Origin of the sequence: Stratiformator vulcanicus (assembly GCF_007744515.1) — a bacterium.
In the GTDB taxonomy this organism is placed as follows: Bacteria; Planctomycetota; Planctomycetia; order Planctomycetales; family Planctomycetaceae; genus Stratiformator; species Stratiformator vulcanicus.
This window is the reverse complement of sequence record NZ_CP036268.1, coordinates 1,300,184-1,315,428: the sequence shown is the minus strand read 5'-3', so window position 1 is coordinate 1,315,428 and position 15,245 is coordinate 1,300,184. Positions and strand designations below refer to the sequence as shown.

Sequence of the window (15,245 nt, the reverse complement as noted above, 5' to 3'; positions counted from 1 at the left end):
CGCGACACTGAGAAATTCATGCGGTTTGATCAATCGGTCCGTTACGCGACCGTCAGCGACGTCGGCTTGCGGCGCCAGAACAACGAGGATTCGACGACGACCCGCGTCGCGTCGGATGCCGAAACGTTTGAGTTGCGCGGCCATTTATTCGTCGTTGCCGACGGAATGGGTGGGCACGCCGTCGGCGAACTCGCCAGCGGAATGTGCACAGACGTATTGCCGCAGTCCTATTTGAAGTCAAAACTCGATTCGCCCGGCGAGGCGCTGGTCGAAGCGATCACCAATGCCAACGCGGCGATCCACGAAAAAGGAGAGATGAACTCCGATTTCGGCCGCATGGGGACGACCTGTTCGTCGCTCGTGCTCTCTAAAGACGGGGCCTACGTCGGACATGTCGGCGATAGCCGCTGCTACCGAATTCGTCGTGGTCGCATCAATCAACTGACGTTCGACCACAGCCTGCAGTGGGAACTGGCGCGGCGCAAGGGCATCAGCGTCGACGTGGCCGAGATGTACGAGCCGCGAAATATAATCACGCGGTCGCTCGGGCCGGAACCGAAGGTCGACGTCGACCTCGAAGGACCGTTTCAAATCCTGTCGGACGATGTCTACGTCCTCTGTTCCGACGGGCTGACGGGTCACGTGACCGACCCGGAAATCGGGGCCATCGCCGGATCATTGCCCCCGGCCGAGGCGTGTCGTCTTTTGGTCAATCTGGCCAACGTCCGCGGTGGATCGGACAATATTTCGGTGGTAATCGCCCGAGTCGGGAAGCGACCGGCCGGAGCTCCGGAGCCGGAACCGGTTGACCCAACCGAGCCGACGAACATCTGGCTGCTCGCCGGAGCGTGGGGCGTTTCGGGCATCTTTCTGCTCGGCATCGTCCTGATTCTGTTCCAGCGTTATGTCCCCGGAACGATTATCGTCGGGCTCTCCGTCATGGCCTTGGCGGGGATCGGCTTTCGCCTGTGGCAACTGTGGTTCCGGTCGTCCTCAGAAACGACCCTGCATGAAACAGGAAGCAGCGCGACCCGCACATGGAAGGCCTATCGCGCCGCGACGGCTCAAATCGACGTCCCGTTTGCGAGGCACCTCGCCCAGATCGAGTCCGACCTGCACAGGGCCGCCGAAGAGGAAAGTTGGCCCCTGACCTCCGGCGAGCACGAAAGGCACTATCAACGGGCCTCAAAAGCGATGGCCAAGGGGGACACCCGAAAAGCCGTTGCGGAATACGCCGCCGCCATCGACTGTCTGATGAAAGGCATGCACCGCCACCGCAAACGTCGCAAGCAGGCCACGCTCGGAAGCGGCGAAGCCGCAGAATGACCGGCGACATCAATGCGCCGACTGCTGAGAGCTGAGAGCTGAGAGCTCAGGAGCAAAAAGCGGCTTCTCCCCGGAGACGGCCGCGGCTCCAACTCGCTATCGCTCCGTTCGGACGGATTCGCTACGGTCTCGCCCCCGGCCTCCTCGCGAGACCGGTCGTGACTTCGAACTCGAACCGATCAATTCCCGGAACCGACTTCATGGCAACGGTTTCCGTTCCACGAGACACCTCACTGCATCGCTTGGGGCGCGTCACGCTGCACACCGTATGCGGCTTGGGCGATCTCACGTTATTTGCGCTGAACGTCATCCGGAGTTCGCTCGCCGGGCGTCCGCGGCGGTCGGTCACGCTGACATGCATGTACGAGATCGGCGTGCTCAGCCTGCCGGTCGTCTTGGTGACCGGCGGATTCATCGGCATGGTCCTGGCCGTTCAAAGCTTCGACCAACTGCGGTTGATGAGGCTCGAAAACCGACTCGGATCGGTCATTAATATCACGATCGTTAAAGAACTCGGACCGGTCCTGGCCGCGACGATGCTCGCCGGTCGTGTCGGATCGGCGATCGCTGCCGAACTCGGCACGATGCGGGTGACCGAACAGATCGACGCCCTCCGGGCCCTCGGTGCGAACCCGATTCGTCACCTCGTTGTGCCGCGGTTTCTCGCCTGCCTCTTGTTGATTCCTTTGCTGACCGTCCTCGCCGACGCGATGGGTATCTTCGGCGGCTGGTTCTTCGGCACGCAAGTCCTCGGTGTGAACAGTTTCTTCTACTGGCACCACACGCTCGTCTATATCACCGCCTATGACTTTATGAGCGGTCTGATCAAATCCGTCTTCTTCGGAGCATCGATCGGCCTGATCGCCTCCCATCAGGGCTTTCAATGCGGAAGCGGAGCCGAAGGTGTCGGCCGCGCCGCGACGCAAGCCTTCGTCTTTTCGTTCGTGAGCATTTTGGTTCTCGACTTTCTGATCGGGATCGTCGTCAACCGGCTCTTCTTCCTGCTGTGGCCCGTCCCGTCGGCCTTTGGTTGATCGTCCCTCACTGCGCCCCTGATCAATGACATCTGCGAACGAACAATGACATCTGTGACCGAACAATCCGCCGCGGTTCACCAAACTGCCGAAGCGACGCCGTGCATCTCGCTGGTCGATGTGTGGCGCACCTTCGGTAAGACGGTGATTCTACGCGGCATTGATATCGAATTGTGGAAGGGCGAAACCCTCGTTCTCATTGGTGAGAGCGGCTGCGGCAAAAGCGTTACGATGAAGTTGATGATGTCGCTGCTTAAACCGACCAGCGGCTCGGCTTATTGGAACGGGGACTGTGTCAGCGATTTGAGTGATCGCGAAATTACGCAGCGTCGACTGAGATTCGGCTACCTCTTCCAGGGCGCCGCGCTGTTCGACAGCCTGACCGTCTTCGAGAACGTCGCTTTCGGACTCCGGCAGAATACGCGGATGTCCGAGCGCGAGATCGATCAGATCGTCCGCGAGCGCGTGCGTGAAGTCGGGTTGCCCGATGCCGCCTGCGACCGCAAACCCGCGGAACTATCCGGCGGCATGAAAAAACGCGTCGGCCTCGCAAGAGCCCTCGCGCTCAGTCCCGAGGTCATGTTTTATGACGAGCCGACGACGGGACTCGACCCCGTCATGAGCGACGTCATCAACGAACTCATCCTTCAGACGGCCGAACGCCAGGGCGTCACCAGTGTCGTCGTGACGCACGACATGCACACCGTCGATCGCGTCGCCGACCGCGTCGTCATGCTCTATCCGGCCGCCCGACTCGAACCGGATGAGCCGCAAGTCATATATGAAGGCACGCCGGAAGATGCTCTCGACAGTGATGACGACCGTATCCGTTCATTCGTTCGAGGCGAATCGAAATCACGACTTGCTGAGTTAAGCATGTCTTAATTCATCTATTAATTTCTCGGCAGCGCGGCGACCATTCGAGAAGCGAGAAGCGAGGAGTATGGCGCGCTCAAGACTCTAACGACAAAACTTCCGGCCGAATCCATTTCCACAGCCTTTCCAACGTACTGCACCAATGAGTGAACGCCAGCTTCAATTTCGAGTCGGCATCTTTACGGTCTTCGCGATCGTCGCGGCTTCCGCCATGGTGATCGCCTTCGGAAAGGTCGACTCTTTATTCGACGAGTCGTATCAAATTGCCGTCCACTTCGAGAAAGCGCCCGGAATCTTTCCGGGGACGCCGGTTCGCAAGAACGGCATTTCGATCGGAAAGGTCGTCGACATTCGCTTCGATGACGAACATGGCGGAGTGATCATTGTCGCCGATATCCAGCAACACGTTAAACTGCGGACGGATGCCAAACCGCTGCTCCAGCGGACGCTCATCGGCGACGCGAGCATTAACTTTGAACCGGGGACATCGCAGGAATTTGTTAAGCCCGGACAGCAGCTTCACGGCGTTCCGCCGATCGACCCGATGGAGATCGTCGGACGCCTTGAGACACAGTTTTCCGACGCGGTCGCTTCGCTCGAACAAACGAGTATTGAATACCGGTCACTGGCCAAAAACGTCAACGGGCTGATCAACGAGAACCGCGGCCAGATCGAAGTCATCATCGCCAAAGCGGCGACTTCGCTCGACGAGTTCGCCGTCACCATGCGAGGGATGCAGAACGCCATCGACGCCGCCAACGCCCTGGTGGCCGATGAGGCAAACCAGAAAGCGATTAAAGAAACTCTGCAAATTCTGCCCACACTCGTCGAAGATACCCGCAAAACGGTCAACGCCGCGCAGCGCACGATCTCAAACATCGACGAGAATATGATTAATCTTAAGAATGTGACGGGGCCGCTGGCCGAGCGTTCCGAACGCATGACAGCTCGTGTCGAATCGATTCTGGTCAGCGCGGAAGGCTTCGCCGCCGAACTCGATAAGTTTGCCCACCTCGTCAACGACGGCGACGGCAGCCTGCACTTGCTCGCATCCGACCCGAAGCTCTACAAGAATCTTAATCGATCGGCCGAGTCGCTCAGCGTATTGCTGTCGAATCTCGGGCCTGTTCTGCGCGACCTGCGTGTCTTCAGCGACAAAATCGCCCGTCATCCCGAGTTGATCGGCGTTCGCGGTGCCCTGCGAGGCAGCGACGGTCTTAAGAGCGATACCCGGCCAGTCCCGTCGCCACCGGAACGCACTTCGAACGGCTCATCAAGCCGCGCGGGGCGATCCGACTTCCGCTGACGTGCGGCACGCCGACACGAATTGAGCGCGCTTCCTTTCGGTTTCGACGCAACCGAATTACAACAGGGGCATGACCGCTCGCCTGTTCTTTTTTTCCGTCACCTCCGCGCTCGCCGGCTTTTTGTTCGGCTTCGATACCGTCGTCATTTCCGGTGCGGAAAAGCAAATCCAGTCGATCTGGGGTTTGAGCGACCTGTTGCACGGCGCCGCGATGGGGGCCGCACTGTGGGGTACCGTCATCGGTTCCCTTTGCGGCGGATGGCCGACCGATCGCTTCGGACGTCGCCCCACATTGATTGCGATCGGTTTCCTCTATTTTGTCTCGGCGATCTGGTCGGCCCTCGCACCCGACGTCTATTCATTCATGATCGCTCGGCTGATCGGCGGCCTTGGCGTCGGTATCACCACTGTGGCCGCTCCGCTTTATATTTCTGAGATCGCGCCGCCGAAAATTCGAGGCAGTCTCGCCGGACTATTTCAGTTCAATATCGTATTCGGCATCGTTGTGGCACTGCTGTCAAATTATCTGCTATCAGAAATCGGACCATCGGCCTGGCGATGGATGCTCGGCGTCGAAGCAGCCCCGGCTTTAATTTACACGGCATTGTGTCTGTGTCTGCCAGAAAGCCCTCGCTGGCTGATCGGAGCCCGAGGTGATCGGCTCGGCGGTAGAAACGTCTTGCTTCAAATTGATCCTCACCGGACTGATGAAGAAGTTAATCGACTGGTCGAAGAGATCGAAAACGCAACGTCAGAGGGCGATCGAAACGATGCATTTTTCTCAACGAAACTGACGCGACCAATTCTACTGGCATTTCTGATCGCATTTTTTAATCAAATGTCGGGCATCAATGCGATCTTCTATTTTGCCCCGAGGATTTTCGAACTCGCGGGACTCGGTCAGTCGGCCGCGCTGCTGCAATCGGTCGGCATCGGAGTCACGAATCTTATTTTTACCTTTGTCGGTTTATGGTTAATTGATCGCCTCGGACGCCGGACCCTGCTGCTGATCGGCGGCTTCGGCTATATCGCCTCTTTGGGAACTTGTTCGTGGGCGTTCTATAATGAGCATTTCTCGATTATCCCGGCTTGCATCTTTGTTTTTATTGCGTCCCACGCGATTGGCCAGGGCACTGTGATCTGGGTGTTCATCGCCGAAATATTCCCGAATCGCCATCGTGCCGCCGGGCAATCGCTGGGTAGCTTTACCCACTGGATCTTCGCGGCACTGCTGACAACGCTGTTTCCAAAGATGGTTTCCCTCTTCGTGCCCGGCACCGTCTTCCTCTTCTTCTGCAGCATGATGATGCTGCAACTGGCGTGGATCATCCTGTTCGTCCCTGAGACCAAGGGCGTACCCCTTGAAGAAATCGAACGTCGGATGGCACCGAGGCAACACTCGCCGGACAAGCAACTTTAAGAGATAGAATTAATGAATCGCTCGCTCCAGTATCTTTCAGCAGCCGTAATGTTCCTGCCCGGTATGCTAACGAATGCGGCCGCGGCGGATGACCGTCCGAATGTCATCTACATTATGGCCGATGACCTCGGCTATGCGGACCTCGGGTGTTACGGATCGGAAATTGAGACGCCCGTGCTGGATCAACTGGCGGCCGAAGGACTGCGGCTGCGCCAGTTCTATAACACGGCGAAGTGTCACTCATCCCGTGTTTGCTTATTAACGGGACTGTATTGCGGCCAGGCGGGCGATGAAGCCATGAATCGCGGCGTGACAATCGCCGAGGTCGCACGGCAAGCCGGGTACTCGACTCAGATGTCCGGGAAGTGGCACCTTAGAAAGCAGCCGACCGATCGCGGGTTTGATCGCTACTATGGGCACCTCAGCGGAGCGACCAATTTCTTCACCGGTGATGACACCTTCCGGTTAAACGGTAAAAAGTGGGATGACTTCGGCCCTGACTATTACACGACCGATGCCATCACCGATTACGCACTCACATTCTTAGATCAAGCGAGGCAGGAAGAGAAACCGTACCTGCTCTACGTCGCCTACAACGCACCGCACTATCCGCTGCAGGCCCCTGAAGAAGACGTGAAGAAATACCGCGGCCGATATTCTGTGGGATGGGATCGCATCCGAGCGGACCGGCATCAGCGGCAGGTGAAATTGGGCATCGCCGAGAAACAATGGGGGTTGAGTCCGCGACCGAAGGACGTGAAGGCGTGGGAGGACTTGACCGACGAGCAGCAAGACTGGGAAGACTTTCGCATGGCGACTTACGCCGCGATGGTCGACCGCATGGATCGCAACATCGGGCGTCTGATCGCCGACCTAAAATCGAATGGCGAAATCGACAATACGCTGATTGTATTCTGCTCAGACAATGGTGCCTGCCCGTTCGAGCGAACCAGAGGCAAGCAATATCAACCCTGGGATTCCCGATCCTATTGGACCTATGACAAGGGCTGGGCCCACGTCGGCAATACGCCGTTTCGCCTCTATAAACAGAATCAGCATGAAGGGGGAATCTCTTCGCCCTGCATCGTGCATTGGCCGAATGGCTTGAAGACCGATCCGGGTTCGATCTCCGATCAACCCGCGCACTTAATTGACCTGATGGCGACACTCGTCGATGTGGCGGGTGCCGAATATCCAACCTCTTATAACGACCGAGCCGTCGAACCGCTGCAAGGCGAGACCTTAAGACCGATTTTCGCGGGTAAGGAGCGGGAGCCGCATGAGTGGCTTTATTTTCAATTCTCGACAAACCGGGCGATACGACGCGGCGATTTGAAACTGGTCACGCCGCGGGCGGCCCCGTGGGAGCTCTACGACGTCGCGAAAGACCGAACGGAGATGCACAACCTGATCGACAAAAACGCCGGCCTTGCCGCGGAATTAAAGGAGCTTTGGTATGACATCGCGGAAAATGTCGATCAGTTGAGCGGCAAGATGCTCAAACCAGTGCGAAGGGAAAAGCGTCCGGCGGATCAGTAGAGAATCAGTTCCGAAAAAGTATGCTCTCTCTCAGGTGGCCGGGGACGGCGCTTTCGCCGCCCCCGGAACGCAAACCCTCGGCTCTTCGCGTAATCTCAGCCGACACAAGATCGCTGTGGGCGTCGTAGAGACGCCGTCCACATTCATCCCACTCGAGTATTTCGCTTGTCCAAACTGACTTGACTATTGCCGGATCAATAGGGCATCTGGACTGGATTCGAAATACGCAATCAACTGTTCGACTCTTCCGACTCGGGATCGGGAAGCCTTACAAGTAACCACGTCTGCGTCATCACGTCACCGAAGTGGACCAGGGCGGTCGAGTCCTCTTGAGAGAGATTGCCGAGCGTCGTTTCCATCACAATTTCGGTGTTTTCGCCGTCGGCGAAGGTGAACGCGGCCCGTTGCGTTTCTTTATCGACCGTTCCCTCGATCGGCCGTGTCGTATCGGTTAGTTCATTATAGAAGGTCCCTGCGATCACGCCGTCCTTACTGACGGCGAGCTGCAGATATCGATATGATTTTTCGGCGTCTTCGGCCGCAATCGCGAACACGCCGAGCGGCTTCCATTCGATCTGTTCGGCCTGTTCCTCGGTCACCTCCGGCGCCGCCTTCGCCAGCGTGACGGCTTGGTCATAATAGGTCTGCGAACTGACGGGGGAGCCTTCCACGTAGACGGTGTCGCCCTCGTAGTAGACGTTCCCCCCGGTGCCGTAGGTGTAATAAACGGGCTCGGACCATGCCGTGCCGACCATCCAGCCGGTTAAGCCGGCGAAGGTTGTCGCCCCCCACCAATATCCGCGCGGGCGATTCACCCAACCGGCATGGTAGCCCCAATACCGGCGATTGTTGACGTTGACGCGACCATTCCACCAGTTTCGGTCAAAGGTCGGGCGATTCGGTCGATAGCCGGGACGGTTTCCATAGCCGGGTCGGCCGGGCAGGGTTGTCGGGCGGCTGCGAAAATCATTTCGAATATTGACGGCTGTGTTCTTCCGATCGCCTCGATTGTCGATATTAATGCGGTTTCCCGAATTGGAGTTATTAACCCGATTGCGTATCGAGTTGCTAAAGTCGGGCCGATCACCACCGGGCCGATTGCCAAGGTTTGGACGGTTGCCGCCGCCAATATTCGGTCGGTCTCCAATACCGGGCCGATTACCGATGTTTGGACGATCGCCACCACCGGGCCTGTTGCCGATGCCGGGACGATCTCCACCGCCGATGTTCGGTCGGTCCCCGCCGCCCGGACGATTGCCGATGCCGGGTCGATCTCCACCGCCGATGTTCGGTCGGTCCCCGCCGCCCGGACGATTGCCGATGCCGGGTCGATCTCCGCCGCCGATATTCGGTCGATCTCCGCCGCCGGGCCTGTTGCCGATGCCTGGGCGGTCTCCACCGCCGATACTCGGACGGTCTCCACCGCCGGGCCTGTTGCCGATGCCTGGGCGATCTCCGCCGCCGATATTCGGTCGATCTCCGCCGCCGGGCCTGTTGCCGATGCCGGGTCGATCTCCACCACCGATATTCGGACGGTCCCCGCCGCCGGGACGATTGCCAATGTTGGGCCGGTCCCCGCTGCCGGGACGATTACCAATACCGGGCCGATCACCGCCCCCGAAATTAGGCCGGTCCCCGCCGCCGGGACGGTTGCCAATGCTCGGCCGATTGCCGCCGATATTGCCGGGCGGCGTGGATGGTCGGTTTCCTCCGATATTGGGCCGATTTCCACCTCCGATATTGGGTCGATTTCCGCCGCCAGTGTTCGGACGGTTTCCGCCGCCGAAATTAGGACGACTTCCGCCGCCAGCGTTTGGTCGACTTAATGATGGGCTGCGGTTGAAAGAGCCCCCGCCGCCGATGTTGGGCCGACCGCCACCTCCTCCGCCGCCTAATCGACCGCCACCTCCGCCACCGCCTGATCGTCCTCCACCACCAATGCGACCGCCTCCACCTCCGCCGCCGCCGCGCAATCCACCGCGAGCGAACGCGTCATGGGCGACCAGAGAGCATGACAGTGCGACGGCCAACGCGATCGAGAATCGTTTTGTAAGCGAGTTCATTATTTCTCCTCCTGGGCGGCCGCGTTGCTGTCGTGAGAGTTTGAGTTCGAATGTTCCTCTTCCGGCGGATCGGCGTTCTCGCTCGCTCCCTTCCGGACAACGGTGACCGGCGCGATGTCCGGCAACAGGCGTCCGCCCACCTCCCTCTCGGTCGACTGCCACAGATAACGGTCGTCGTCGAGCGGCGTAATCGTATTGACCGCTGCCGCCAAAGAGCCGTCGCCCTGGGTTTGCACGTTGGTCACGATCCAGCGATCCCCGGATCGCTCCCATGTGCCCTTACCGATGCCGCCTTCACTATCGAACAACCACGAGCGGATTTCTTCGCGGCGTGGGTCCCAAGCGATGATCTGGGTGCCTTCGAGTTCGAGGGTCCCTGCGGAGACCACTTCGAACTTGCGGAGCAATGAGTGTCTGTTCTTCGACCAGATGCAGGTCATCTTAATTTTGAAGTCGCCGCCGTCATCAACCCAATTACCGATCAGAAACGAGAGCGGTTCCAAGGCCGTCTGATGTTCGCCGCCGGCGGCGGCATCCAGTTCATTCACGCTATCGAGCTTCCATCCGTCCGACGTGCGGATGTGCGTTGCTTTGTAGACCAGATCACGTTTGACGTCCTCACCCGCCAGCAGCGTTGCCGTTCCCTGTTCAAGAATGACACTCGGCGAGGTCTGCCGAATGGCAAGCACATCGACTTCAATCTTGATGTCGGGAGACGATTCGAACAGTCCCGCATACCCGGTGCGAATCGCCTCGCGACCTTCAATGAGCGTGCCATCGGGACCTCGATAGCACCCGACTTCCGACCAGAAGCCGGCGGCTTTGGATGCATCATGAGCGTTGAAGGCTTCGACATAAGCGGCGACGTTCGACCGCACCCGGTCGGTCGGATCGTCGGCGGTGGCGTGCGGCAATGCGGCGCCGAACAACAGCAGCGCCGCGAGCGACGGCAGGGACTTCATGATCGTTCCTCGTTTGATATCGTTTGCGTGACTGTCGCGATGGCCCGCGGCACGCCCCGTCACAGGGGATTGTGACCCAACCAGCGTGCGCCATTTTCGCGCTCGGCGAAAGCGCAAAGCTGACTCGCAGCGAAATTCAGGCGAACGCCGTGATCTCGATCGTTGAGCGGCCGGAGGCTTTTACTCTTGAACGACTGCTGCGTCTCGCGGTCATCCGCTTTCACGCGGAAGGCACCGAGCGATCAGCATTGCGTCAATCAGTCGCGTTAGAATTCGACGCCGTAGCGCTTGGTCATAATCGTACGAATTTTGGTCATCGCCCCGCTCATTTCGGCGGCGGTGCTGAAGACCGAAATCGTCACCTTGGCCTGATTGGCTGTATCGATCTTCCGTGCCTCGCGGCCGTAGGCGGCGATGTCATCTTTGGCCCGGTCGGGTCCAGACCGATAGTCGTACGTGCCGCTGTAATAGTTGCTGCCGTAATTGCCGTAGCCCCAGCCATTATTTCCGTAGTTGCGACCGACTGTGCCATAGCCGACGCGATTGCTCATCGAGTCGCCGCTGACATTGATGTTCGTCTTGGCCACGCCCCCTTGAATCCGCGTCGACCGTTGACCGAGGGCCACATTGCGAAAGGTCTCGGCGACGCTCTGGCCGAACGCGAGCATCTGTTCGTCGACGTTCAGGATCGGCAAGCGGTCGATCTTCCGAGCGTACCGTTCGTACCAGACGGCTTCATTGTTGGACCGCTTTCGCCGCGAGGCTTCGACGTTCCGCTCGGTATCTTCCACGAGGGTTTCGAGGGAGCGGAAGTAATTGAGTGTGGTTTTTGCGACCACATCTTTGTCATCGCTTCCCGGCTCTTGCCCTTCCAGTTCGCTGAATTTTGTCGTCGGAACTTCCAGCAAACTCATAATTCGACGCAGCTCATCTTTATCGAGCGGACCAGAGGCGACGATCGCGAACGACTCGGTCGTGACGTCCCACCGCGTCAGCCCCGGCCAGGAAATACCGAGTTCGTTGAAGGTGTCGAGCAGAAGATCACGCGCGATCGGCCGAAGTGGTTCGACGTTCTTGCCGAATTGAATCCGCATCACGCCTTCGGCTTTGTCGTCGATCGAAATTTGCAGCACGATGCCTTCGATCGAGGTGAGAATCTCGACGGCAGTATCAGCCGCGATGTCTTTCCCGGCGAAGACCGCCGACTTTTCGACCCGCTCGCGAACTTTGCCCGGCTGCGGCAGGTGCTTCAGGTCCATCGCCAAAACGATTTGGGCATCGGGATCAGCACCATCGACAGCCGCTTCAAGAAACGACGTGACCGATCCGTTGCCAGCAAAGGCCCCCTCGATCCAACGTCCCACGGACTGTCGATTGTCCGGCGAAGCGACTGCGAGGCGATTGCCCGACAAGGGCACCAGGTACGCTCCGGAGGGCGTCCAAACGGCTTCGGCACCGGCGATCTCATCGACGTATCCGCCCTCCAGCTTTGCCATGAACCGCGCCGGGATCGTCTCGCTGAGAGACATGACGGCGAGTTCCCATTCCTCCTGAAAGTCTTTCGTCGGCGCCAGTCTTGACGCAACAACGATCTTTCGCGCTTCCGGCGGCAGATAGGTCGCCCGGTCGGAGTATTTGGCTTCCAGCTTTGACGACCAGCCATCGTTCTTGGCCATCGGCGTCTCGAGCAATCGTTCGACGTCGAGTGCCAGAATCGCGTTGGCGGCCCTTGGTACCCGCTCAAGAAGGTCATCGAATCCCTGCGCGGCAGCCGAATTCGCGATTACGCAACTCGTGAGTACGAAAAGACAGGCGGCATAATGAAGTGTGTGTCTCATCTGTGGTCTCGAAACTTGCGGAAGATGGGCAGAAATGGAGATCGGCGTTGTTGACGATGCATTGTTGATAGTCCAACCCAAAACGCCACACCACGCAACCAAGTCCGGTATCTATGAGGGGCTAACTTCATGCTCCTGCACGTTGATCAATCAGTGCGAACCGATACCGGACAGTCCAAAATGAAGCTAAACCCTCCCCGAAAATCGAAGATTTTTGCAAGCCGCTTACCAGTAGACACTTACGATCAATTCGTCGGCGTCAGCCCCGCTTCGGTGTGACAATCGGCCCGCCGGTCGCAACAATGAACCGGGGGACAAGATTTCATCCAGGATGAATGGAGAACGATATGAGGTCCGCAGGTATCGCCGTCGCAACGCTCTGCACCGCGTTCGCGATGACCGCGTCGTCGAACACGGCTTCGGCGCAACGTTTCGACTATGATGACGACGATGGCTTCCGTCGCAATTTTGATTACGACGACGATGACGGCTTTCGGCGCAACTTCGATTACGATGACGACGATGGCATCCGCGGCTTCCGCGGACGCAGCTTCTACCAGCCGTACGCACCGCGCGTCGTGCCGCGACAGTACTACTACGGCCAACCTCGCTATTACGCACCCAGCCCGTACTACGGCGGCTACCACGGCTATCGGGGTGGCTACTACGGACGCTATGGCGGATACGGCGGCAGCCGCCTCAACATCAACGTCCCCTACTTCTCGTTGAGAATTCGCTGATCAAACAGCGTTACACAACTTGACCGATCGAAAACCGCCGACCCCCACGGCGGTTTTCTCACGCGCCATCCCGAAAATCCAACCCGACCCCTCTATTCATTGATCGCCAACCACATTCGCTGCCGCAGGCACAAAAGCGGGCCATGCCCGCCCGCAGGCACAAGAGCGGACCATGTCCGCCCGCCCGTGGGGGAATGAAAGCGGGCGGTGCTCTCGATAAGATGCTGTCCATCCGCGTGACCGAGTCCGTCACCTCTGTTTTCAACCCGCCTGAAGAGTGATCCGAACCTCGATGGATCCGCAGTACATCCGCAACTTTTCCATAATCGCGCACATCGATCATGGGAAGAGTACGCTCGCCGATCAGCTCCTCCTGAAAACCGGGGCGATCACCGAGCGCGAGTTCCACAACCAGATTCTCGACGACCTCGATGTCGAGCGGGAACGAGGTATCACTGTCAAAGCCCGGACGGTTGCGCTCAACTACAAGCACACCGACGGTCAGATGTACGAGCTCAATCTGATCGACACGCCCGGCCACGTCGACTTCCACTACGAGGTCAACCGCAGCCTCGCCGCATGCGAAGGGGCGCTGCTGCTGGTCGACGCCTTTCAGGGCGTGCAGGCTCAAACGGTCGCCAACGCCTACGCCGCGATCGAGGTCGACCTCGAAATCATCACCGTGGTCAACAAGATCGACCTCCCGGTCACGCGGATCGACGACGTCCTTGAGGAAGTCGAGACGATCCTCGGTCTCGATCCCTACGAGGCGCTAAAGGTCAGCGCCAAGAAGGGCACGAATATCGAAGACGTGTTCCAAGCGATCGTCGAGAAGGTCCCACCCCCGTCGGGAAAAGTTGACAACCCGCTGACCGCCTTAATTTTCGATGCCAAGTACGACCCGTTCCGCGGCGTCATTGTCTACGTGCGGGTCGTCGAGGGCACTCTTAAGAAAGGCGACCCCGTCCGCTTCATGCGGAAAGCATTCAGCGATGAAGTAATTGAAGTGGGTCAGTTCCGGCCCAAGGGAGAGCCGTGCAAAACGCTGTCAGCCGGTCAGGTCGGATATATCATCACCGGCCAGAAACAGCTCGACCATATCGACATCGGCGACACGATCACCCATCCCAAAGAGGCCGAGCTCATCACGCCGCTGCCGGGCTACCAGAAGCCCAAGCAAATGGTGTTCTGCGGGATGTACCCGATCGACTCGAAAGACTTCGAAAAGCTCCGCGACGAGCTCGGCCGCCTGTCACTTAATGACAGCAGCTTTTCGTTTGCGCCGGAAACCTCCGACGCCCTCGGCTTCGGCTTCCGCTGCGGCTTCCTCGGAATGCTCCACATGGAGATCGTCCAGCAGCGATTGGAGAAAGAGCAGGATGTCGACCTGATCCAGACAGCGCCTAACGTCTCCTATGAAATTAAGATGCGTAACGGCGACGTGGTAAAAATTGACAATCCACAAGACGTCCCCGACGCGGGCTCGATCGACGAGTTTCGCGAACCGATTGCCCGCGTGAACTTCATCGTACCGAAGGAGCATATCGGTTCGATCATGCAATTATGCGCCGAGCGGCGCGGCGAGTACCGCACAACCGAATTTATCGGCGGCGACCGCGCCCGGCTGGAGTACGACCTCCCGCTGGCCGAGATCGTCTACGACATGTACGACAAACTCAAAAGCATCACGCAGGGCTACGGCACGATGGACTACGAAGTCCAGCGGATGGAACCTGCCGAGTTGGTCAAAATGGACATCCTCGTCAACGCCGAACGAGTCGACGCCCTCGCCACGATCGTGCACCGCACCACCGCCGACCGCCGCGGCCGCGGTCTGTGTAAGAAATTAAAAGAGGAAATCTCCAAGCACCAGTTTCAAATCCCCATTCAAGCCGCCATCGGCGGCAAAGTCATCGCCCGCGAAACCATCTCCGCCCTCCGCAAAAACGTCACCGCCAAATGCTACGGCGGCGACATCACGCGGAAGAGAAAGCTCCTCGAAAAGCAAAAAGAGGGCAAGAAGCGGATGAAACAATTCGGCCGCGTCGAGATCCCGCAAAAGGCGTTTTTGAGTGTACTGAGCGCGGGGGAAGAGTAGCCTCGCGTGATACGTGGCACGAGAGTTTGCTGCCAGCACCAAA

The 15,245-nt window shown here is 58.7% G+C and carries 11 protein-coding genes and 1 pseudogene; 9 read left to right on the top strand and 3 right to left on the bottom strand.

The genetic code is table 11. The features are described from left to right. Positions 1-18 precede the first annotated feature (18 nt). The 6 genes and pseudogenes from Pan189_RS05000 (at position 19) to Pan189_RS04975 (ending at position 7,501) form a co-directional block, all read left to right on the top strand. A complete protein-coding gene (locus tag Pan189_RS05000; RefSeq protein ID WP_145362860.1) occupies positions 19-1,326 on the top strand; it encodes a PP2C family protein-serine/threonine phosphatase in 1,308 nt (435 codons plus the stop codon). A 200-nt stretch (positions 1,327-1,526) separates the two neighbouring features. After that, positions 1,527-2,360, top strand: a complete 834-nt coding sequence (locus Pan189_RS04995; protein ID WP_145362859.1) for an MlaE family ABC transporter permease — start codon at positions 1,527-1,529, stop codon at positions 2,358-2,360. A 45-nt stretch (positions 2,361-2,405) separates the two neighbouring features. Further along, positions 2,406-3,245: an ABC transporter ATP-binding protein gene (locus Pan189_RS04990; protein WP_145362858.1), complete on the top strand. Its 840-nt coding sequence runs from the start codon at positions 2,406-2,408 to the stop codon at positions 3,243-3,245. Positions 3,246-3,378: 133 nt separating this feature from the next. Next, positions 3,379-4,542, top strand: a complete 1,164-nt coding sequence (locus Pan189_RS04985; RefSeq protein WP_145362857.1) for an MlaD family protein — start codon at positions 3,379-3,381, stop codon at positions 4,540-4,542. 58 nt (positions 4,543-4,600) lie between these two features. Beyond that, positions 4,601-5,962 (top strand): annotated as a pseudogene (locus Pan189_RS04980) (sugar porter family MFS transporter); the annotation flags it as partial. Between the two features lie 12 nt (positions 5,963-5,974). Then, positions 5,975-7,501 (top strand): arylsulfatase, encoded by a 1,527-nt coding sequence (locus Pan189_RS04975; RefSeq protein WP_145362855.1) that lies wholly within the window; start codon positions 5,975-5,977, stop codon positions 7,499-7,501. A 230-nt stretch (positions 7,502-7,731) separates the two neighbouring features. On the opposite strand, the gene Pan189_RS04970 is transcribed toward Pan189_RS04975, so the two are convergent. Further along, positions 7,732-8,316, bottom strand: coding sequence for a hypothetical protein (locus Pan189_RS04970; protein ID WP_145362854.1), 585 nt, complete (start codon positions 8,314-8,316; stop codon positions 7,732-7,734). A gap of 9 nt (positions 8,317-8,325) precedes the next feature. Here Pan189_RS04970 and Pan189_RS04965 point away from each other — a divergent pair, with 9 nt between their 5' ends. Then, positions 8,326-9,327, top strand: coding sequence for a hypothetical protein (locus Pan189_RS04965; RefSeq protein ID WP_145362853.1), 1,002 nt, complete (start codon positions 8,326-8,328; stop codon positions 9,325-9,327). A 236-nt stretch (positions 9,328-9,563) separates the two neighbouring features. Here Pan189_RS04965 and Pan189_RS04955 read toward each other — a convergent pair whose 3' ends face one another. Beyond that, positions 9,564-10,526 carry a YybH family protein gene (locus tag Pan189_RS04955; RefSeq protein ID WP_145362851.1) on the bottom strand — a complete coding sequence of 321 codons (963 nt, stop codon included), beginning with the start codon at positions 10,524-10,526 and terminating at the stop codon, positions 9,564-9,566. A 266-nt stretch (positions 10,527-10,792) separates the two neighbouring features. Further along, positions 10,793-12,364, bottom strand: coding sequence for a hypothetical protein (locus Pan189_RS04950; protein ID WP_145362850.1), 1,572 nt, complete (start codon positions 12,362-12,364; stop codon positions 10,793-10,795). Positions 12,365-12,711: 347 nt separating this feature from the next. On the opposite strand from Pan189_RS04950, the gene Pan189_RS04945 reads away from it, so the two are divergent. Both Pan189_RS04945 and lepA read left to right on the top strand, forming a co-directional pair. Then, the gene (locus Pan189_RS04945) at positions 12,712-13,104 is read left to right on the top strand and encodes a hypothetical protein (protein WP_145362849.1); all 393 of its coding nucleotides are present in this window, start codon (positions 12,712-12,714) and stop codon (positions 13,102-13,104) included. A gap of 292 nt (positions 13,105-13,396) precedes the next feature. Further along, positions 13,397-15,202 carry a translation elongation factor 4 gene (lepA, locus tag Pan189_RS04940; RefSeq protein ID WP_145362848.1) on the top strand — a complete coding sequence of 602 codons (1,806 nt, stop codon included), beginning with the start codon at positions 13,397-13,399 and terminating at the stop codon, positions 15,200-15,202. Positions 15,203-15,245 lie beyond the last annotated feature (43 nt).

Bases quoted from the DNA above. Each gene is read 5' to 3' on its own strand.
- Pan189_RS04995 (WP_145362859.1), top strand. From the start codon at position 1,527: ATGGCAACGGTTTCCGTTCCACGAGACACCTCACTGCATCGCTTGGGG.
- lepA (WP_145362848.1), top strand. From the start codon at position 13,397: ATGGATCCGCAGTACATCCGCAACTTTTCCATAATCGCGCACATCGAT.
- Pan189_RS04990 (WP_145362858.1), top strand. From the start codon at position 2,406: ATGACATCTGTGACCGAACAATCCGCCGCGGTTCACCAAACTGCCGAA.
- Pan189_RS05000 (WP_145362860.1), top strand. From the start codon at position 19: ATGCGGTTTGATCAATCGGTCCGTTACGCGACCGTCAGCGACGTCGGC.
- Pan189_RS04985 (WP_145362857.1), top strand. From the start codon at position 3,379: ATGAGTGAACGCCAGCTTCAATTTCGAGTCGGCATCTTTACGGTCTTC.
- Pan189_RS04945 (WP_145362849.1), top strand. From the start codon at position 12,712: ATGAGGTCCGCAGGTATCGCCGTCGCAACGCTCTGCACCGCGTTCGCG.
- Pan189_RS04965 (WP_145362853.1), top strand. From the start codon at position 8,326: ATGGTAGCCCCAATACCGGCGATTGTTGACGTTGACGCGACCATTCCA.
- Pan189_RS04975 (WP_145362855.1), top strand. From the start codon at position 5,975: ATGAATCGCTCGCTCCAGTATCTTTCAGCAGCCGTAATGTTCCTGCCC.
- Pan189_RS04955 (WP_145362851.1), bottom strand. From the start codon at position 10,526: ATGAAGTCCCTGCCGTCGCTCGCGGCGCTGCTGTTGTTCGGCGCCGCA.
- Pan189_RS04950 (WP_145362850.1), bottom strand. From the start codon at position 12,364: ATGAGACACACACTTCATTATGCCGCCTGTCTTTTCGTACTCACGAGT.